The organism is Devosia limi DSM 17137 (assembly GCF_900128975.1).
GTDB lineage: Bacteria > Pseudomonadota > Alphaproteobacteria > Rhizobiales > Devosiaceae > Devosia > Devosia limi.
In genome coordinates this window covers 63,298-83,588 of the sequence record NZ_FQVC01000013.1, presented here as the reverse complement: position 1 = coordinate 83,588, position 20,291 = coordinate 63,298, and the positions used below count along the sequence as shown (strand labels likewise).

At 62.4% G+C, this 20,291-nt stretch carries 17 protein-coding genes; 4 read left to right on the top strand and 13 right to left on the bottom strand.

Going from position 1 to position 20,291, the window contains the following annotated elements:
• Positions 1 to 4: 4 nt before the first annotated feature.
• The 6 genes from BUA69_RS17405 to BUA69_RS17380 form a co-directional block, all read right to left on the bottom strand.
• Positions 5 to 778, bottom strand: coding sequence for a DUF1365 domain-containing protein (locus BUA69_RS17405; RefSeq protein ID WP_052950451.1), 774 nt, complete (start codon positions 776 to 778; stop codon positions 5 to 7).
• Positions 763 to 2,091 (bottom strand): NAD(P)/FAD-dependent oxidoreductase, encoded by a 1,329-nt coding sequence (locus BUA69_RS17400; protein ID WP_046134663.1) that lies wholly within the window; start codon positions 2,089 to 2,091, stop codon positions 763 to 765. Before BUA69_RS17400 ends, BUA69_RS17405 begins: the two co-directional genes overlap by 16 nt.
• Positions 2,092 to 2,172: 81 nt before the next feature.
• Positions 2,173 to 3,972 carry a single-stranded-DNA-specific exonuclease RecJ gene (gene recJ, locus BUA69_RS17395; RefSeq protein WP_046134664.1) on the bottom strand — a complete coding sequence of 600 codons (1,800 nt, stop codon included), beginning with the start codon at positions 3,970 to 3,972 and terminating at the stop codon, positions 2,173 to 2,175.
• A 79-nt stretch (positions 3,973 to 4,051) separates the two neighbouring features.
• Complete coding sequence (gene glpX / locus BUA69_RS17390; RefSeq protein ID WP_046134665.1) at positions 4,052 to 5,038, bottom strand: class II fructose-bisphosphatase; 987 nt, start codon at positions 5,036 to 5,038, stop codon at positions 4,052 to 4,054.
• 93 nt (positions 5,039 to 5,131) lie between these two features.
• Positions 5,132 to 6,472, bottom strand: coding sequence for a homoserine dehydrogenase (locus BUA69_RS17385; RefSeq protein WP_046134719.1), 1,341 nt, complete (start codon positions 6,470 to 6,472; stop codon positions 5,132 to 5,134).
• Between the two features lie 411 nt (positions 6,473 to 6,883).
• Entirely contained in the window at positions 6,884 to 8,098 is a 1,215-nt protein-coding gene (locus BUA69_RS17380) for an LL-diaminopimelate aminotransferase (protein WP_046134666.1), read from the bottom strand.
• A 412-nt stretch (positions 8,099 to 8,510) separates the two neighbouring features.
• Between BUA69_RS17380 and BUA69_RS17375 the strand changes: the two genes are divergently transcribed.
• Positions 8,511 to 9,821: a glycosyltransferase gene (locus BUA69_RS17375; protein ID WP_046134667.1), complete on the top strand. Its 1,311-nt coding sequence runs from the start codon at positions 8,511 to 8,513 to the stop codon at positions 9,819 to 9,821.
• Positions 9,822 to 10,067: 246 nt separating this feature from the next.
• Here the strand turns inward: BUA69_RS17375 and BUA69_RS17370 are convergent, their stop codons facing one another.
• The 5 genes from BUA69_RS17370 to BUA69_RS17350 form a co-directional block, all read right to left on the bottom strand.
• On the bottom strand, positions 10,068 to 11,426 hold the full coding sequence (locus BUA69_RS17370; RefSeq protein ID WP_046134668.1) for a dicarboxylate/amino acid:cation symporter: 1,359 nt from the start codon (positions 11,424 to 11,426) through the stop codon (positions 10,068 to 10,070).
• 315 nt (positions 11,427 to 11,741) lie between these two features.
• Entirely contained in the window at positions 11,742 to 12,413 is a 672-nt protein-coding gene (locus tag BUA69_RS17365; RefSeq protein ID WP_046134669.1) for an SdpI family protein, read from the bottom strand.
• A 67-nt stretch (positions 12,414 to 12,480) separates the two neighbouring features.
• Positions 12,481 to 12,963: a 30S ribosomal protein S9 gene (rpsI, locus tag BUA69_RS17360; RefSeq protein WP_046134670.1), complete on the bottom strand. Its 483-nt coding sequence runs from the start codon at positions 12,961 to 12,963 to the stop codon at positions 12,481 to 12,483.
• Between the two features lies 1 nt (position 12,964).
• Positions 12,965 to 13,429, bottom strand: coding sequence for a 50S ribosomal protein L13 (rplM, locus tag BUA69_RS17355; RefSeq protein WP_046134671.1), 465 nt, complete (start codon positions 13,427 to 13,429; stop codon positions 12,965 to 12,967).
• 149 nt (positions 13,430 to 13,578) lie between these two features.
• Positions 13,579 to 14,655, bottom strand: coding sequence for a COX15/CtaA family protein (locus tag BUA69_RS17350; RefSeq protein ID WP_244468724.1), 1,077 nt, complete (start codon positions 14,653 to 14,655; stop codon positions 13,579 to 13,581).
• A gap of 79 nt (positions 14,656 to 14,734) precedes the next feature.
• Here BUA69_RS17350 and BUA69_RS17345 point away from each other — a divergent pair, with 79 nt between their 5' ends.
• On the top strand, positions 14,735 to 14,941 hold the full coding sequence (locus BUA69_RS17345; RefSeq protein ID WP_046134672.1) for a DUF2842 domain-containing protein: 207 nt from the start codon (positions 14,735 to 14,737) through the stop codon (positions 14,939 to 14,941).
• A 24-nt stretch (positions 14,942 to 14,965) separates the two neighbouring features.
• On the opposite strand, the gene BUA69_RS17340 is transcribed toward BUA69_RS17345, so the two are convergent.
• Entirely contained in the window at positions 14,966 to 16,006 is a 1,041-nt protein-coding gene (locus BUA69_RS17340; RefSeq protein WP_143154567.1) for a polysaccharide deacetylase family protein, read from the bottom strand.
• 11 nt (positions 16,007 to 16,017) lie between these two features.
• Positions 16,018 to 18,417, bottom strand: coding sequence for a GumC family protein (locus BUA69_RS17335; RefSeq protein ID WP_046134674.1), 2,400 nt, complete (start codon positions 18,415 to 18,417; stop codon positions 16,018 to 16,020).
• Positions 18,418 to 18,573: 156 nt separating this feature from the next.
• Here BUA69_RS17335 and BUA69_RS17330 point away from each other — a divergent pair, with 156 nt between their 5' ends.
• Together BUA69_RS17330 and BUA69_RS17325 are read left to right on the top strand one after the other, a co-directional pair.
• A complete protein-coding gene (locus BUA69_RS17330; RefSeq protein ID WP_046134675.1) occupies positions 18,574 to 19,125 on the top strand; it encodes a polysaccharide biosynthesis/export family protein in 552 nt (183 codons plus the stop codon).
• 46 nt (positions 19,126 to 19,171) lie between these two features.
• The gene (locus BUA69_RS17325) at positions 19,172 to 20,266 is read left to right on the top strand and encodes a glycosyltransferase family 4 protein (RefSeq protein ID WP_046134721.1); all 1,095 of its coding nucleotides are present in this window, start codon (positions 19,172 to 19,174) and stop codon (positions 20,264 to 20,266) included.
• The last annotated feature ends 25 nt before the right edge of the window (positions 20,267 to 20,291 follow it).

Below are 20,291 nucleotides of genomic sequence, written 5' to 3'. Positions count from 1 at the left end.
AGCGTTATGCGGAGTGGCGGCGGTCATCCCGTCGCCTGAGTTTGAGCGTCAGCGGTACACCTTTGAGCCATAACAACAGGGCTTGCCAGTGTATGCCGAACACCACTTTAGCCGTCATAAATGGATATGCAAGCGACACTTTTATGAGCATCCAGTCACTTAGCGGCCGCCTCTTTCCATCGAAATAGGCCGTCATGATGCCCCCCTCTCCGGTACTGAGGGTGATGCCGGTGAATACCGCTTCTGCAGGCGGACGGACCGAAAAGCGATAGTCGCCCTCCATTGTGTTGAAGGGAGAAACGTAAAGCGCCTTCTTGGCCGAGTGGTGGATTTCACCCTGCCCGGGCTCCACGAGTGACTGGTAGAAGTGGTGCTCGCCAAAGGTGTTGGACACCTCATAGACCAGCATCACCGTCTCTCCCGCTGAGTTCTCAAGGTAGTAGACAGTGATGGGATTGAAGGCGAATCCAAGCATGCGCGGATAGGCCAGCATGCGGATGCGGGCGACGTCATGCAGCCCAGCCGCCGTGGCGCGGTGGCGGATGAAGGCAGCGATGCTGGTGCCGTCGCGGGGACCGAAGTCCCGCGTGAACAGCGACACAAGATTTAATCTATTCAATGAGAAGAGCCGCAATTGCTCATCCATTGATTCAAGCTGATCGAGGTCCACGAGCATGCAGAACACGCGGTAGCGCAGCGAGTGCCGTTTCGGCCGCACACGCTTGTGCACCACGTCCCCGACATAGATGGCGCCAATCTCTCCTATTCCGCTGCCCATAGCCGCCGGTCTCCTTCGACCCAGTTATGCGCGATGCGGCTGCGCTGCACTGTCCAGGGGCGCTGCCGCGGTCCGATGCGCTCGGCCACTTCCAGGCCGGCCTGCAGCCCATCCTCATGGAAACCATAGCCCAGCCAGGCGCCGGCAAACCAGCTGCGCTGCACGCCCTGGATCTGCCAGACGTCGCGCTGCGCCGCGATGGCGCGGGCGTCAAATAGCGGGTGCTGATAGTCCATCTCGTATTGCACCGCGCCATCGGCAAATGGGCGATGCGGATTGAGCGTCACGAACACATTGGTGGTTGTGGGCAGCGGTTGCAGCCGGTTCATCCAATAGGTGAGGCTGAGATTACTCTCACCCTCCTCCCCGCGCAGGTAATTCCAGGACGACCACAAATGCTTGCGCCGCGGCATGAAGCTCTGGTCGGTGTGCAGCACAGCCCTATTGGTGCTGAAGCGGAAAGCGGAAAGGATTGCGCGTTCCTCGTCCGTCGGATCACCCAGTAGGACCAGGGCCTCGTCGGCATGGCAGGCAAAGATAATTTCATCGAAACGCTGCCGCTGCCCATCAGCAAGGAGTATCTCAACCCCTTCGGCGCGCCGGATAACCGAGACGATCTTGGCTGAGGTCACTGTGCTGAATGCGCGGCCACCGACCAGCCGATTGACGTATTCACGCGACCCGCCAGTCACCGTGCGCCATTGCGGCCGATTGCCCACCTGCAGCAGGCTGTGATTAGCAAAGAACTCGATGAAGGTGCGCGCAGGAAATTCCAGCATGCCGCGCGATGGCGTCGACCATATTGCCGCCGAGATTGGCAGGATGTGATCCTCGATGAACACCCGCGAGTACCCAAACTGATCAAGGAAATCGGCGATCGACATGTCTTGCGGGCAAGTGGCCACCTGCCGCTCTGCCTCGCGGAAGAAGCGAATAATATCGCTCACCAGCTTCCAGTGCTCAGGCCGGATGATGTTGCGGCGCTGGCCAAACAGGCCATTGAGGTGCTTGCCGGAATATTCCATGCGCCCTTCGGCCACCGATACGGCAAAGCTCATCGAGGACGGAGACGTCGCCACCCCGAGATGATCGAACATCGCGGTCAGGTTGGGATAATTCTGCTCGTTATAGACGATGAAACCTGTGTCGACCGGCAGGCTGCCCTGCCCGGTCTTGGCGAGGACGGTGTTTGAATGCCCCCCCAGCTTCGCATTCTTCTCGAAGACGGTGACATCGTGATTCCGGGACAGCAGCCAAGCTGCTGAAAGTCCTGAGATTCCTGATCCGACGATAGCTATTCTAGACGACGTCATAGTCGGACCATCTCCGCGCGCTACTGTAAAGCTTGTACGCAGACAGATACGGTTCGGATCAGTTGAAAGTTTCCGCAGGACCTAGCGGCGATTGCCGCCGGGCTTGGCAATGTCGGCCAGCCGGAACTGCACCTGTTCACGGCCTTGATAGTGATCGATCCCAAGACCACCGGCAAAATGCAGCGGTCCATCGACCGGATTGAGCAGCAGATCGCCGACCGGCGTGCCGACCGCCCGGAAGGCAATGGCCTTGATGCGAGCACCATCATCGGAGGCGAGCGCGAAGCTGATATGCCCGCCCTTGCCCACCACCTGGGGGAATTTCGCCTTGTGGGCGGGGAAGACAAATTGCGGCGTCGGATTGCCCGAACCGAAGGGACCCGCCCGCTCGATATCGCGCACCAGGTCTGCAGTCGCCCCCCGCGCGGTAATTGCCGCGTCGATGGGCAAAGCTGTCACCGCGCGCGCCGAAGTTACGGCACTGGTCAGCCGTTCAGCCAGGTGCGAGCGAAACGGCCCAAGCTGGCCCGGCTTGATGGTGATGCCTGCCGCCATGGCGTGGCCGCCGCCCTTGGCGATCAGCCCGAGCTCTACCGCCTCGATCACCGCACTACCCAGGTCAACCCCTGGCATCGACCGCCCCGAGCCGGTGCCGGTGCCATCCGGCTGCAGCGCGATGGCAAAGACCGGGCGTTCAAAGCGCTCCCGCAGCCGCGCCGCAATCAACCCGACAACGCCAGGATGCCAGTTGGCCGAGGCCAACACCAGAACCGGCGGCCCCTCTCCCAGGCCCACTTCGGCTTCCGCAACGCGGCTCGCCTCTTCGACGGCCTCTACCTCGATGCGCTGGCGCTCGGAATTGAGCTCGTCAAGCTGGGCGGCGATGACCAGAGCCTGATGCTCGTCGTCGAGCGTCAGCAAGCGGGTGCCCAAAGCTGCGTCGCCAATGCGTCCACCGGCATTGATGCGCGGACCAATGAGAAAGCCCAGATGATATGGATTGAGCGGGCCGCTGATGCGCGCGGCCAGCGCCAGCGCGGCCATGCCCTGGTTTTCACCACGCCGCGCGACTTCCAGTCCCCGCACCACAAAGGCACGGTTGAGCTTGACCAGCGGCACCACGTCGCAAACCGTGGCCAGGGCCACCAGATCGAGTAATTTCAACAGGTTGGGCAGGCCGGTATCGCCGCGTTCGCGCAGCACCCGATTGACCGCCACCAGCACCATGAAGGTGACACCGGCGGCGCAGAGATAGCCCAGCCCCGAAATGTCATCGGGCCGGTTGGGATTGACGATCGCATTGGCGTCGGGAAGCTCGGCGTCGGAAAGGTGGTGGTCGATGACCAGCACATCGGCGCCGCGCGAGCGGGCATGGGCAATCGGCGCGTCGCTGGTGGTGCCGCAGTCGAGCGTCACGATCAGCGTGGCACCGGCATCGATCAGCTTGTCCATCGCGGCGCTATTGGGGCCGTAGCCTTCGAATATCCGGTCGGGAATATGGACCTGCGGCTTCAAGCCGAAATGGCCGAGATAGCGGGCCATCAGGGCGCAGGAGCAGGCGCCATCCACGTCATAGTCGCCAAACAGGGCCACCGACTCACTATCAGTGATTGCCCGCGCCAGCCGCTCCGCCAGTTGGTCCATCGCGGTCAGCGTCGATGGGTCAGGCATAAGCTCGCGAATAGTGGGCTCGAGATAGGTCGTAGCCTCATCGACGCCGACGCCGCGCCCGGCAATGATGCGGGCCAGGATCTCGCTCAGGCTGGAGCGCTGGGCGATGGCGCCGGCAGTGCGCGTCGCAGCCATATCCAGCCGATCCACCCAGGCTCGCCCGGTGGCGGAGCTGGTGACGTCGAGAAAATGGCGAGGCGGCTCAAGCATGGCGCGAGGTAAGCCGATTTGGGGGATGGGGTCGAGGCCCCATAGGCGTTTTCCCGCTCAACGCGGCAATACGTCGACTTCAGCGGGCGTGTTGCGCCCTGATCCAGCGCACGGTCTGTGACCAGGACCGCATGACAATGGTCGATGTCTCGACCGAATTGCGGCGCAGACGGATGCCATTCAGCAGCGTACCGTCGGTGACACCGGTCGCCGCAACCAGCACATCGCCAGCAGCCAGCTCGCTGACATCATAGACGCGGTTGGGCTCAGTGATGCCCATAAGCACGGCGCGCTCGCGTTTCTCGGCGCTATCGAGGATCAGCTTGCCCTGCATCTGGCCGCCAATGCAGCGCAAGGCAGCAGCTGCCAGCACGCCCTCTGGAGCCCCGCCGGAGCCGAGATAGATGTCGATGCCGGTATCTTCCGTGGTTACCGCATGGATGACGCCAGCAATGTCGCCATCACTGATCAGCTTGACTGCGACGCCAGAGGTGCGCAGTTCCTCGATCAGTCCAGTATGGCGCGGCCGATCCAGCACGATGGCAGTAATCTCGTTCAGCGGCACGCCCTTGGCCTTGGCCAGCGAACGCACATTGTCGGTGGCGCTCCAGTCGATATGGACGGTGCCTGGCGCATAATCAGCGCCGATGGCAATCTTGTGCATGTAGACGTTGCGGGCGACGTTCAGCAGCCCGCCGCGCTCGGCCATGGCGAGAACCACGATGGAATCGGGCTGGTTCTTGGCGCAGAGGGTTACCCCCTCCAGTGGATCGACGGCGATATCGACCTCGGGCCCATCCCCCGCGCCGACTTCCTCGCCGATATAGAGCATGTCGACCTGGTTGCGTTCACCCTCGCCTATCACAATGCGACCATTGATCTGGACCCGGTCCAGCTCGGCGCGCATTGCCTGCACGGCGGCATCGTCTGCGGCCTTCTCGTCCCCCTTGCCGCGCCAGGCGCCTGCAGCCACGGCAGCGCGCTCGGTCACCCGGACAAGTTCAAGCGTCAGGCTGCGGTGCAGGTGCGCAGGGCTTCTGGCGTCTTCGGCCTTTGTCAGTTCCATAGTCCCCCCCGGCCCCGATGTTTACGACCAGAGGCCGGCCCATGGCTATTGGACATTCATCTCACATCGAGATTGAATGAATACTGATTGGCGCTAGAGCAATTCGATCCGGATCAATTGTGGTTCGCCCACGATAAACCCATCCGCCCTGATCTGCGCCAGCGCTGCCCGCACATCGGCTTCCAGCGTCTTCTGGGTAATCATGACAACGGTGCGGGTCGACACGCCATCGTCGGTGCTATCCTTAGCCTTGAGATCGGACCGCTGGATGACACTGTCGATGGAAATCGAGCGTTCCCCCATGCGGGTGGCAATCGCGGCCAGGGCGCCGGGCACATCCTTGGCATTGAGGCGGATATAATAACCACCCTCATGGGCGCGCATCGGCGCCTGACGGAACGGCAGCAACTCCTCGCTGGGGACACCCAGCGGTGGCACGCGCGTACCACGAGCGATGTCGAGAATATCGGACATTACCGAGGCAGCAGTCGGTGGACCGCCGGCGCCGGGGCCTGCCAGCAGCAGTTCGTGCACATGGTCGGTCTCGAGCGCCACGGCGTTCATCACGCCGTCGACGCCGGCAATAGCCGAGCCCTTGGGCACGAAAGTCGGATGCACGCGCTGCTCGATGCCGTCATCGGAGCGCTGGGCAATGCCCAGCAGCTTGATCTTGTAGCCGAGATCGGCCGCGACTTTGATGTCGTGCTGGGTGATCTTGGAGATGCCCTCGACATGGATCTTGTCGGGCGCAATTTCGTAGCCAAAGCACAGCGTCGCCAGAATCGACAGCTTGTGGGCAGTGTCGAAGCCTTCGACGTCGAAGGTCGGATCTGCTTCGGCATAGCCCAGCGCCTGAGCGTCCTTGAGGCATTCGGCAAACGAGATTTCCTCATTGCCCATGCGCGTCAGGATGTAATTGCAGGTGCCGTTCATGATGCCATAGACTTTGGCGATGCGGGCGGAACCCAAACCTTCGCGGAGGGTTTTGATCACCGGGATACCGCCGGCAACTGCGGCTTCAAAGCCCAGTTGTGCGCCGGATTCTTCGGCCATGCGGGCCAGCGTCACGCCATGTTTGGCCAGCAAGGCCTTATTGGCGGTGACCACCGGGCGCCCCATTTCCAGCGCCGCTTTCACGGCGGCAAATGCCGGACCGTCCTCGCCACCGATCAGCTCGACGAACAGGTCGATACCGTCGGACTTGGCCAGCGCCACCGGATCGTCAAACCAATCGAGACCGGAAATATCAATGCCGCGGTCGCGCGAACGAGAGCGGGCCGCTACAGCGGTGACGACGATCTGGCGACCAAGCTTCTTGGTGAGCTCAGCGGCGTCCTTCTGCAGGATGCGCACCAGCGTAGCGCCGACATTGCCGAGCCCGGCAACACCGATCCGCAGCGGCGTCGCGGCGGCAGTGTCCCCGAAGTCCTGCATCGCCTTGAGGATGCGGGTGCGCGTTTCCGAACGCGGCTCCCGACCCTCGCGGAGGTCGAACACGAACAACGGATCGCCCGCAACGGTGCGGCCGAAACGGGTCGGGGTCCAGCCGCGGGCGGCTATGAAAGTTTCTACGGCTTGGCGGAAAGACTGGATATCACTCATGGTGGCGACATCTGCATAGGAAATTGCCTAGCCGTCAATAGGAGTTTAAGCGGAGCTACAACGTGCCCCACTTATTCCACGCCTGGGCGGCCAATCCGCGCCTGCCATCTGCAGCGGAATTCCCAAATTTCGCGCAGGTAGGGCGAATCATCCACGCAGAGAGGACGCTCGCCGCCTGCGCGACAATGACGCAGCAGGTGGAATGGAGCCGGCGAAATGCTCCGCCGGCTCATCTCATATCAGCTAAGCCGTCAGCGGCACGACGTTGCCCGAGCCGGTCTTGGACCCGAGCAACTTCTTGATGTTGCGCGCGGCTTGGCGAATGCGCTGTTCGTTCTCGACGAAGGCGAGGCGAATATACTGGTCGCCATATTCGCCGAAGCCCACGCCCGGAGCGACGCCAACGCCGGTTTCCTGGATCAGCAGCTTGGCGAATTCCAGCGAGCCCATATGGGCGAATTGCGCCGGTATCGGCGCCCAGGCGAACATCGTCGCCTTCGGCACCGGGATGTCCCAGCCCGAGCGGCCAAAGCTCTCCACCAGCACGTCACGGCGCATCTTGTAGATCTTGCGCACCTCCTCGATCACATCATCCGAGCCATTCAGGGCTGCGGTGGCAGCCACCTGGATCGGGGTGAACGCGCCATAATCGAGATAGGACTTCACCCGCGCCAATGCGGCGATCAGGCGTTCATTGCCGACGGCAAAACCAACGCGCCAACCCGGCATGGAATAGGTCTTGGACATCGAGGTGAACTCGACGGTGATGTCGATGGCTCCGGGCACCTGCAGCACCGACGGGGGCGGCGCATCTTCATCGAAATAGATCTCGGAATAGGCGAGATCGGACAGGATGAAGATGTCGTTGGCCTTACAATACTTGACCACCTCGGTGTAAAAATCGAGGTCGGCGGTATAGGCGGTCGGGTTGGCCGGGTAGTTCAGCACCAGCGCTATCGGCTTGGGGATAGAGTGGCGCACCGCCCGGTCGAGCGAGCGCATGAAGTCTTCATTGGGATCGGCGGGCATGGAGCGGACAACGCCGCCGCTCATGATGAAGCCGAAGGAATGGATCGGATAGGTCGGGTTGGGCACCAGCACCACGTCGCCCGGCGCCGTAATGGCCGAAGCCATATTGGCGAAGCCTTCCTTGGACCCAAGCGTCGCGACGACCTGGGTGTCAGGGTTCAGCTTCACACCGAAGCGGCGGCCATAATAGCTGGCCTGGGCCTTGCGCAGGCCGGGAATGCCGCGCGAGGTCGAATAGCGGTGCGTACGGGGATCCCGAACGGTTTCCTGCAACTTTTCAACGATATGGGTCGGCGTCGGCATATCGGGATTGCCCATGCCCAGATCAATGACGTCGACGCCATTGGCGCGCGCCTTTGCCTTGATCGGATCGATATGGGCGAACACGTATGGGGGAAGGCGACGGATGCGATGAAATTCTTCGCTCATTTTATCCTCGTGGGTCCTGCGGGACCGCAATGGGCCGCGACGCGCATCAGGCGCCATGCATCTCAGCTAGAGAGCTCGATTATCGCGGAATTATGGTTGTGAAGGGGTTAAATGGCGCAGGCGCCAGGCAAACATCTATTCGGCTCTTCCCAGCCACCTTGTGGCCGTCGGGAAGAGCTAGCGGGCGTTCGCCCGCGCCGCCGCGACGGCGTTCGTCGCTATCCGCATGCCGGCGAGCGAAGCTCCAACCAAAGCAATCATGTGCGGGGACGGCATGTCTCTTGCCCTTCAGAAGCGATTTTTGTAATGAAACCGGCTATAGAGAGCCGTTCTTAAATGCACATCAGGGCATTGTAAATGGGCTGGAGGGTAACAACCTTCGGTGCCAGACGGCGTTTAACGAGGTATCACTTTGAAGCGCATTGCACTGGTCACGATCGGCACGCAAGGCGACGTTCAACCCTATTTGGCCCTCGCCATCGCGCTCAAGGAGCGCGGGTATTCGGTGGTGCTGGGCGCGTCCGAAGAATTCGAGGACATGGTTGAAGGTTACGGCATCGAGTTCCACTCCCTGGGACCCTCGATCCAGTCTTTCCTGCAGCAGTCGCGTTTCGAAAACGCCATGAGCCAATCCATGCTGATCAACGGCCCCTCGCTGTTGCGGCAGGGCCAGCAGATCGTCGACACCGCCGCCCGCCATGCCTGGAACATGTGCCAGGGCGCGGACATGCTGATCCTCAACATGAACACCAGCTTCGGCATCGACATTGCCGAGGCGCTGCAGATCCCCGCTGTCATGGTCGCCCTGCAGCCGCTGAACTCCACCAGCGAGTTCCCGCTCTGCATCTATTATGGCGCCGATTTCGGGCCGGCTTTCAACCGCCTCACCTACACGGCGATGACCGTGCAGCAGATCTATTACAACCTGCCGCGCAACAAGCTGCGCCGGGAGCTGATGGGCCTGGAATCACGCAAGAAGGGCGGCTTCTTCCGCAATACCGACGGCACCCCGCTGACCACGCTTTATGCCTATTCGGCCGAGATTTCGCCGCGTCCGCGCGACTGGCCGAAAAGCGCCATCGTCACCGGCTATTGGCAGCTCAAGGACCGAACCGACTGGCAGCCGTCCGAGGCTTTCCAGAAGTTCCTCGCCGAGGGTGACGCTCCCGTCTATATCGGCTTCGGCTCAATGCCTTTTGGGGCCGAGCGCAACACGCAGATCCTCAAGGAGGCTGTCAGGATGTGGGGCGGCCGTGCCGTCGTCGCGCGCGGCTGGGGCGGGATCAATCCGCACGACCTGCCCGATACCATCTTCGCTATCGAGAAGGCACCGCACGACAAGCTGTTCAAGTATGTGTCAGCTGTCGTTCATCATGGTGGCGCCGGCACGACTTCGGCAGGGCTGCATTTGGGCCGCCCAACCTTCGTCGTGCCGCAGACTGTCGACCAGCCCTATTGGGGCCGTCGCGTCTATGAACTGGGCTGTGGCCCCAAGCCGGTGCGCCTGCGCAAATTGACGCCGGAGATCCTGGCTGGCGCGCTGGCTGACCTGACCACCAACGAAGCCTATCGCCGCAACGCCTCCGACCTCGCCGAAAAGCTGCATGCCGAGAATGGCACCGAAAAGGCGATCAAGGTGATCGAACGCGTCATGGCCAACTACACGCCGCACGCCGCCGAGATCAAGAAGAAGAAAAAGCCGTCGCTGAAGCTAGTCGGCTGAGGCTGCGCCGCCTCTCGCCTTACCACCAATCTAACCCACCCACCGGGCTGCCCGCGGACTTGATCCGCGGGCCTCTCTCAATCCAGCACCTAACCTGAGAGGCCCACGGATCAAGTCCGTGGGCAGCCCGGCGCATGGACCAGCGTCGGGCAGATGACCGACGCAACTTACTGCGCTCCTCCCCCACCACGGCACAAAAAAGGGGAGGCTTGCGCCTCCCCCCTTTCATTGCATTTGCACCCTGCCCTATTCGGCCGGAACCGCACTGGCGTCGAGAGAGTCGATGCTTTCGACGCGGTCGTAGACTTCCTGGTTCAGGATCCCCTCGCGCTTGGCGACGATGGTTGGGATCAGCGCCTGGCCGGCGACGTTGACGGCGGTGCGGCCCATGTCGAGGATCGGATCGACTGCCAGCAGCAGGCCAACGCCTTCCAGCGGCAGCCCCAGCGTCGACAGCGTCAGTGTCAGCATGACGGTGGCGCCGGTCAGGCCGGCGGTTGCCGACGAGCCGATCACCGAAACGAAGGCGATCAGCAGGTATTCCTGCAGGCCAAGCGGGATCTGGTAGAACTGAGCCACGAAGATCGCGGCGATTGCCGGGTAGATCGCGGCGCAACCGTCCATCTTGGTGGTAGCGCCCAGTGGCACGGCGAAGGCAGCATATTCACGCGGCACGCCAAGATTCTGTTCCGTGACGCGCTCGGTCAGCGGCAGCGTGCCGATGGATGAACGGGAAACGAAAGCCAGCTGGATCGCGGGCCAAGCGCCCTGGAAGTAGCGGATGGGGTTGAGGCCATTGGCACTCAGCAACGCCGGATAAACCACGAACAGCACGATGGCGAGGCCGATATAGATGGCAGCCGAGAACCAGCCGAGTTGGGCCAGCGCGTCCCAGCCGTAGACGGCGACGGCATTGCCGAGCAGGCCGACAGTGCCGATCGGGGTCAGGCGGATCACCCACCACAGGATTTTGTGGACGATCTTGAGGAAGGCGCGGTTGAAGGCCAGGAACGGGTCGGCGGCGGGGCCGACGCGCAGGGCAGCAATGCCAACCACGATCGAGATCACGATGATCTGCAGTACGTTGAAGTTGAGGCTGGTGGTGGCGCCAGCGTCGGTCACGCGGGTCGATGCCTGCAGCCCGAGGATATTGGCTGGCACCAGGCCCTTGAGGAAGTCGAGCCACGAACCGGTTGAGGACGGCGCCTTGGCAGCGGTCTCGGCGATGGCAGTATTGACGCCCGGCTGGATGATCAGGCCAAGGGCAATGCCGATGGCGACGGCAATGAGCGCCGTGATAGCGAACCAAAGCAACGTCTGCCAGACGAGGCGCGCCGCATTGTTGAGCTCGCGCAGATTGGAGATGGACGCCACGATGGCGGTGAAGATCAAAACCGGCACCAGCGCGCGCAGCATCTGCACGAAAATCGAGCCAACAGTGGACAGAGACACCGTTAGCCAATTGGCATTGCCAGCGGCGTCAGGCCCCATCTGGCGGGCCACGTAGCCGAGAATAAGGCCAAGAACCATGGCGGCCAGAACCTGGAAGCCAAAGGTGCGATAGAACGGCTTCGGTGGCCGTGGAGAGGAAACTGCGGTGGGCATGTTGAACCTTGTTATCACGCAGAAGCGCCCTGCCCATGATGTGAGCAGGACGCCTCAATATTGACCGGCAGCATAGCCCTGTTCGCATCGCATGGCTGCGCAGGCTTTTCCCTTTTGCGAGGCAGTAGAAGAATTTTCTATTGGCGCTGGGGCATGGTTGGAAAATCTTATGCGCTATGCCGTTCGGACAGCCGGCAGGCAACGGGCCAGAGCGACCACGCGAAGCCATAAGATTGCCGACCGACGCCGGCCCCGCCTACAGCAAGACGAGCGTCTTGCGCCGCACTACATGCGACGGCGCAAACGCATGGATGGCTAGAGGCTGCGCGTTGCGGCGGTTGAAAGCCCGGCGATGACAGGCGGCACCAGCAGGGCAATGGCAAGGCCAATCACCAATGGCCCCGGATCTGGCATGAACCAGGCCAGGGCCAGCAGCCCTGCCCCGCCAATGGCAAAGGCAGCCCCGGTCAACCGGTGCACCAGCCGCCAGGCGCGGTCGCTGGCGATTGGCCAGGGCATCCGCAGACCGGCATAGGTATGGCGCTCGGCCTCCGACAGCACGATGCCCAGCACCAGCAATACCACGCCGAGTCCGAACGCCGTGATGCGGATGAAATCAAGATCGGAACCAATGCCAGTCAGCAGCAGGCCAAGCTGCACCGCTGCGATCACACTCAGCATCAGGCTAAGCGCCGGATCGAGGATGTGGCGGTACTTGGCGAGTTGAGCCTTGTCCATGCGGGCCCCGATTATGAAAAAGACCATGAGCAACAACGCTCCGAGAGCCGGGCCGACGGCCAGCGCCACGTTGCGGGGCCAGAGCCAATCGGGGCCCGCATAGCCACTCCAATGCGCCGGAAAGGCGAAATCGGGCTGGATGCGATACAGCGCCACGCCAGTGATGGCGACAGTGACCGTCAGCAACAACAGGTGAAAGCGATTGACGAGGCTCTGCATGGGTTTGGGCTCGGGCTGCTCAGCCTTCATCTGGGGACCGCATGGACAAAAGAAAAGGGCCGGTTTCCCGGCCCTTCGCAAAATATGGTTCGGAAGCTTAGCGCTTCGAGAACTGGAACGAACGACGGGCCTTTGCCTTGCCGTACTTCTTGCGTTCGACGACGCGGCTGTCGCGGGTCAGGAAGCCACCCTTCTTGAGCACTGGGCGCAGGGCCGGCTCGAAGAAGTTCAGGGCCTTGGAGATACCGTGACGAACGGCACCGGCCTGACCGGACAGACCACCACCGGCAACGGTGACGGTGACGTCATACTGGTCGTTACGCTCGGTAGCGACGATCGGCTGCTTGACGATCAGCTGCAGAACCGGACGGGCGAAATAGGTCGCGAATTCGCGGCCATTGACCAAAACCTTACCGGTGCCTGGCTTGATCCAGACGCGAGCGACAGCATTCTTGCGCTTGCCGGTTGCGTAGGCGCGGCCCTGGGCGTCGAGCTTCTGGACATGCACCGGAGCGGTGTTGGCCACTGGAGCGACAGTCGAGGTGCCGAGATCTTCGAGGGAGTTGATGGTTTCGGCCATGTTACTTCACCCGCACATTCTTGGAGTTCATCGCAGCCACGTCGAGCTTGGCGGGCTGCTGGGCCTCATGCGGATGCTCTGCACCAGCATAGACTTTCAGGTTCTTCAGCTGAGCACGGGTCAGCGGACCGCCCGGCATCATGCGACGAACGGCGTTCTCGAGCACGCGCTCAGGGAAACGGCCTTCGAGGATCTCGCGGGCCGAACGGTCCTTGATGCCGCCGGGATAGCCGGTGTGCCAGTAGAACTTGTGCTGGTCCAGCTTGCGGCCGGTCAGCTTCACCTTACCAGCATTGACCACGACGATGTTGTCGCCCATGTCCATATGCGGGGTGAAGGTCGGCAGGTGCTTGCCGCGCAGACGCGAAGCGATGATCGCAGCAACGCGACCGACCACTAGGCCTTCAGCGTCGATCAAGATCCACTTCTTGTCGATCTCGCTCGGTTTGGCCGAGTAAGTGCTCATGTTGAAATTCCTTAGATTCACTTGGCTTGCCGGCCCGTTCACAAGGAATTGGCGGCTCGTTTCGAGGGTCGTGTAGACGGGCCTGAAATGCCCGTCAAGTGCTTTGATAAAGTCGTTATATTTCAGTTACTTACGGATGCGGTATTATATTACCGTGCGCCAAGTGCCTGTGTTTTGGTCATATCGGCCAGGTAGCAGCAGACCGACGAGGCCAGGATAAACGCCAGCCCCTGATGGCTGACCGCCAGGTCGATATTGATCATCGACAGCAGGGTCGCGATGCCCAGGCAAATCTGGGCCAGCACCAGCACGGCAATGAACCCCATCCAGCGATGCACGCCACCCAGCCCTGCCCCACGCATCTGCTTCACCAGCATGATGAACGTCATTACGGCGATGACATAGGCCAGCATGCGGTGGTTGAACTGCACGGTCAGGCCGTGCTCGAAAATGCTGCGCCACGCAGGGTCATGCGCGCCCAACCCATCCGGAATGAACTTGCCTTCCATCAACGGCCAGGTGTTGAAGCCCATGCCAGCATCGATTCCCGCCACGAATCCACCCGCCGCAATCTGCACAATCAACAGCACCAGCAGAATGCTGACCGACCAGACATTGCCGCGCGTAACCTCGCCGATCGTCTCTTGCGGGCGCAGACGTCGGGCAACCCAGACGAGCGCCAACAGAAGCAGCAAGGCTGCCGTCAGATGGGTGGCCAGCCGGTACTGCGACACGGAGGTCAGTTCGGTCAGGCCCGAGGATACCATCCACCAGCCCAGGAACCCCTGGAAACCGCCCAGGAGGAACAGTCCCGTCAGCGGCAGGATCATGTCCCGCGTGAGGCGCCGCTGAACCAGAAAAATGACAAAGGGAACCGCGAAGACAAAGCCGATGACACGGCCGAGGAAACGGTGCCCCCATTCCCACCAGAAAATCCCCTTGAAGTCCTCAAGGGTCATCCAGTGATTGTAGACCTCGTATTGCGGGATCAGCTTGTAACCGGCGAACTCAGCCAGCCAGTCGGCCTCTGTCAGTGGGGGTATAATGCCTGAAATCGGGCGCCACGTGGTAATCGACAGGCCAGACCCGGTCAGGCGCGTCATGCCCCCGATCATCACCATAGCGAGCACGAGCGCAGCCAATGAATAGAGCCAGATGCGCACAGGGCGCAAACGGTCCTCTGGATAAGTGGTGGCACTCAGTGCGGCATTTTGGGCGGTCGTCACGGCAATATCCCGGTATCGGCAGACGGGTCGGAGTGGTAAGCCCGCGGGGATGTTCCCGCAATAGGCGCTATGACGCACCATGACCCAGCGCAACCGCAAACTGATCGGCATCGTGCTGATCCTCGTCTCGATCGTCGCCTGGCTATGGGTCGGGACGGCGCTCTACCTGGCACTGCTGCAGGGCAGTCCGTGGTGGATCCTGATCCCGTTCTTCTGCGTAATCGGCGTCGGCTGGCTCTACCCGGCCATGGTCATCATCCGCTGGATGGCACGTGCGGACGACTAGGCGAAGTCGAATCAATTGAGCGGCTTACGCGCCGATCTTGCCAAGCCAGGTGAATAGCGCCCCGGTGGCGAATACATCGACATAGCGTCGAGCCTGAAACAGGCCATTGAGCGACACCCGCGGCAGGGCATGCGGCGTCTGCGCATGGTGGGCATAGAGCCCGCCCGGACGAGTGGTGACGCCGGAGCGGAAGCCGAGTTGGCGCGCCAGATCAAATTCACGTTGACCCGCCGAAGCCGGGCCACCGATCGGATAGGAAATATGCGCCGGGCGCTGGCCGAACTGCGCCATCAGGATATCGGCGGACTGCACCATCTCGCTGCGGGCCTGCTCCAGCGGCAGTTTGGCGAGCTCATAGTGATGCACAGTGTGGGCCCCGAGCGTGCAAAGCGGCTCGGAGGCAAATAGCCGAAGCTCCGACCAGTCCATGATCAGATCGCGGCATTGCCGGTCGAGGTCATAACCATAGCTGGCGGCAAAGGCGCGCATCATCTCGACGCGCTCGGCCTCGGGCATTTTGCGCATGCGCCAATAGAGCTGATCATAGACCTGCTGCTTCTCTGCCCGGGTGCGGGTTCCCAGGTACTCGGTCTCGTCGCCCTCCATCACCGCCACGGCTTCCTGGCGCGTCAGGATATCCTCGAGCGCCTGCCACCACACTTCCCCGACGCCATCGACCAGTGCGGTCGGCACGTAGAGCGTGAACGGGCATTGCTGACGGCGCAGCACCGGCAGGGCGTATTGCAGATTGTCCTTATAGGCGTCGTCAAAGGTGAACACGGCGAAGGGACGCCCCTTTTCCGGCGCCGCCAGGCGCTCCAGTGCCTCGTCCAGCGTAATGATGTCGACGCCGAGCGCCCGCACCCGCTCGATCACGTATTCCAGAAAGGCCGGATGCACCTGCAGGATGGCATTGGGCGAGAATTCGGCCGGGACCTCGGGCAAGACCCGATGCAGGGTGAAGATCACGCCGCGCGACTGGGAGAAATGACGCACTAGGCGCGGCAACTGCGATAGCCACAGCGCCTCGAACATTGCCCTGATTGCGGTGTATTTGAGGGACACCGGCGCCCCGCCTATGCCGCCACGAGCTCGGGCGAGGCGACAACCTCGGCAAGCCCGAATCCGGCTTCATCCAATTGCTCGCGAACGCCTTCAAATTCACGACGGTTGGCCCGCTCGCCAGCCACCAGCACCAGGCGACCTTCCAGCGGCGCGAACAATGGCAGGGTGGAGGCCTCGTCGACCACGCCGGTCATGACGATGACCACTTCGTAGATATCACCCAGCGCTTCGATCAGCGTCAGCGGCTTGGTCGAACGCGGGTCGATCACAGCGCCCTGCCCCCATGGCACCTCGGCAAAGGCATTATCCAAGGACTTGTGCACCACATCGCCGAAGCTGGCGGCACCGGAACTGAGGTCCGAGAGCCCCAGTTCCTCGGTCGGATAGGCGCTGCCGGCATCGACCAGCGCGACGCTGAGGCCCTTGTCCAGGGCGTCAGCCGCCAAGGCCTCGGCCAGCAGTTCGCAATCCTGATTGGTGCCGTGCCCGGCAAGGATCACCACGCGCGAGCGGCCGAGCGCAAGATCGGCGGCGAGATCGGCAAACGCTGCCTGAGCGGCCCGCAACCAATCAGGATCCTGATTGATCGCAGCCGACGGCATCTGTGCAGGGGTATCGTCTTCAAGTCCCGACTGATGCAACATGGAGAAGAAATTCTCACGCACATCGTCAAGCGTGCCCGCTGCCTCGTCCACCCGCTGGTCTTCGTGGTCAGCATCATCGTCCCATTCGGCTTCGACTGCCGGTGCGACATAGAGCGCGTCGTCCGCAACTGGCGCCGCTGGATCAAGCTCGGTAACGGCGCTATCGGGCTGGTCCGCTTCGGGCTCGATGCGTTCTTCATCGACAGACGCCGTTTCAGGCGCAGCTTCAGCGACCAAGGGCTCCTGCCAGCTCGGGTCGGGCTCCTGCTCATCGGCGATGAAGGGGGCCACCTCCAGTTCGTCCTGGGCCCGAAGGGGCTCATCCCAGGCAGGCTCCGGCTCGCTGACAGCGTCATTGTCGCTAAAGTCGTTGCGGCTGGCCACAATGGCCCGCCCGGACATCAGTTCGCCGAAGACGACGAGACCAATCTGACCCGCCAGCGCAACGATACCCACTGCCATCAGGATCAGTGCGGTCTTGGGCGAGGCCGGCACAATCGACGGCGCCGCCAGCGTCACCACGCGCACATCGGGCAGCGCTGAATTGGAATCGGTGCGGGAAATCGCCTCGGTATAGCGCAGCAGGTAGCTTTCCAGCAGGTCGCGCTGCGCCTTGGCTTCGCGCTGCAGGCCATCCAGTGTCACAGTGTCCTGGGTTGCCGTGGAGGCGGAGCCTTTGGCGCTGGTCAACTGTTCACGCAGCGAGGCCTCAAGCGCTTCCTCGATCTGCGCTTCGGCTTCCAGCGCATCGGCGACGCTGCGGCCCTCAATGCTGATCTGGCTGTCCAGTTCCGCGATCTGGGCGACCAGCGCCTGGATGCTCGGGTGATTGTTCAGCAGCGTTGCCGACCTCTGGGCACGTTCGCCCTGGAGCCGCGCCTTCTCTTCGCTAAGCCGCTGGATGACGGTCGAGTCACGCACATCGGGCACGCCTTCAATCGACTGCCCGCGCTCGATCAGGCCACGGATCAACTGCGCCCGCGACAAGGCAGTGCTCCTGCGCTCCTGCGCGGCATTGAGCTGGCTGGCAATGCTGGACAGCTGCTGGTCGACCAGGCTGGTATTGTTGGCGCCGGTGAACAGGTCATTGTCGACCTTGAAATTGGCAACAGCCGACTCGGCCTCGCCAACCGCGACGCGCAATTTGTCGATTTCCGTGCGCAGCCAACCCGACGCCTCGGCAGTATCGCTGAGTGACAGGGCCGTGCGGCGCGCCACATGCGCATTGGCAACAGCGTTGGCGATGCGAGCGGCCAGGCCCGGGTCCGTGGAGCGCACCAGCACGGAAATGATGCGCGAGTCACGCTCCTGGATCACCGTCATGCGATTCAGCAGACTGGCAAGCACCGTCTCGTCAATGCTGGCTGGTGCTGGCTGGCGACCGAGCACCCGGGCAATCAGCGCCTGGGGCGAGGGGCCGGCATCGGAGCCGTTAAATTCCGGCACGGCGCGCAGGTCGAGCTCATCGATGACCTTCATCAGTGTATCGCGCGATTTCAGCAGTTCGATCTGGCTGGAAACGAGCCCCGCATCACCCGACATGCTGGGCACCGGCTCGTTGGGCGAGCGCAACAGGTTGGCACGCTGCTCGACCAGAATGCTGGCCGACGATTCATAAAGCCGGGGCATGAACATGAGGGCTGCGAAAGTCAGGGCCAGCAGCAGCAGCGTTACGACGATGATCCGCGGCAGTCGCCGCACCACCGCCCCGAACACCGCTCCAACGTCTATGCGCGCATCGCGAAGCGCATCCGACTCATAGGCCATAACTTACCCTCGCCCTGACTGCGCGACCTTATCACCCCAACGTGGTAAGCAATTTGTTAAGCTTCTCGCAAAACGCCACAAACCGACACCGCACTAGGTAAATTGTTAACCATAAGGGCCCCAAAAAAGGACAACTTGAAATGTCGTGGGATTCTCATGCGCTGGCAGCCCCTGATTACGATCGCCCTCATCTTGCCGTTGGCCGCTTGCGCAACAACGAGCCCGGCGACCTACCCCATCGAAACCAAAGGCCCCTACAAGCTCGATACCGGCGATGCTGTCCGCATATCGGTTTATGGCGACCCCGAACTGACCAATACCTATCGCGTCGACGATAGCGGCTCGATTGCATTCCCGCTGGTTGGCCCGGTCGCCGTGCGCGGTCAGACGACGAAGACTGCCAGCTCGCGCCTCGCCGCAGCATTGGCCAATGGGTTCATGCGCAATCCCGACGTTGCCGTGGAAGTGGCCGAATACCGCCCCTTTTTCATCCAGGGCGAAGTGGGTAACGGGGGCCAGTTTCCCTATGTCTACGGCATGACCGTGCGCGCGGCGATCAGCACCGCCGGTGGTTTTTCCGAAACGGCGGATCGCACCCGCGCCATTGTCTATCGCCGACAGGGCGAGGAGATGGTCAAGGGCGTCGTCGAACTCGATTTCCCGGTCCATCCGGGCGATACGATCGTAGTGACGGAACGCTGGTTCTAAGCAGTTGAGCTCGCGCGCCCCTCGCAAGTTGCGCATCCTCCAGGTCATGCGGGCCCCCGTCGGGGGCCTGTTTCGTCATGTGGCCGACCTGACCCTGGCGCTTGCCGACAAGGGCCATGAAGTTGGTCTCGTCGTCGACAGCCTCGCCAATGACGCGCAGACCGAGAGCCGGCTGGCGGCGCTGGAAGCCCATTTGAGCCTGGGCCTCCATCGCTTCGCCATGCCCCGCCTGTTGGGCAGCGGCGATCTCAAGACGCCCTTTGCCGTCCGCCGACTGAGCAGCAGGCTCAAGATCGACATCCTGCACGGCCATGGCGCCAAGGGCGGCTTTTATGCCCGCCTGGCCCGGCTGGCCGGTGGCCCGCAGGCGCTCTATACCCCCCATGGTGGCGTACTGCATTTCTCCACCAGCTCTCGCGCCGGCCGGGTCTTTCACACGCTCGAGCGCGCCCTGATGAAGCAGACGGCGGCGATCATCTTCGAAAGCGCCTATGCGCGCGTCAAGTATGCCGAGTTGATCGGCGAGCCCACCTGCCCCAGCCTCGTCATTCACAATGGCCTGGCGCCCGATGAGTTCATTCCGGTTACGCTTGGGGGCGATCCCGCCGACTTCGTCTTTGTCGGCGAACTCCGGGCGCTCAAGGGCATTCATGTGCTGATCGACGCGCTGGCCGGCGTGACCCGCACCGATGGGCGCCCTGCCACCCTCGTGATGGCAGGCGATGGGCCGGACCGCGCCGCCCTTCTCGACCAGATCGAGAGCCTTGGCCTGGGCGATCGCGTCGTGCTGGCTGGCGTCCAACCGGCGCGCACCATGTTCGCCCGCGGCCGCTGCGCAATCGTACCGTCTCTGGCCGAGTCCCTGCCCTATGTTGTGCTCGAAGCCGCAGCGGCGCAGCTGCCGGTAATCGCCACACATGTCGGCGGCCTGCCCGAAATCTTCGGTCCGACCAGCGACAGCCTGATCCCGGCCAGTGACGCTGACGCCCTTCGGGTCGCGATGCAGGGTGTCATCGACCGCCCGCTGCAGGCCCAGACCGAGATGCTGCGGCGACTCGATCACATTGCCACCGGCTTCACCGTGGCGCGGATGTCGGGCGACATCGAAGCGCAGTATCTGAGCGTGTTGAACCGCGCTTAACCCCTTTATTTCATCGACTTTTCAT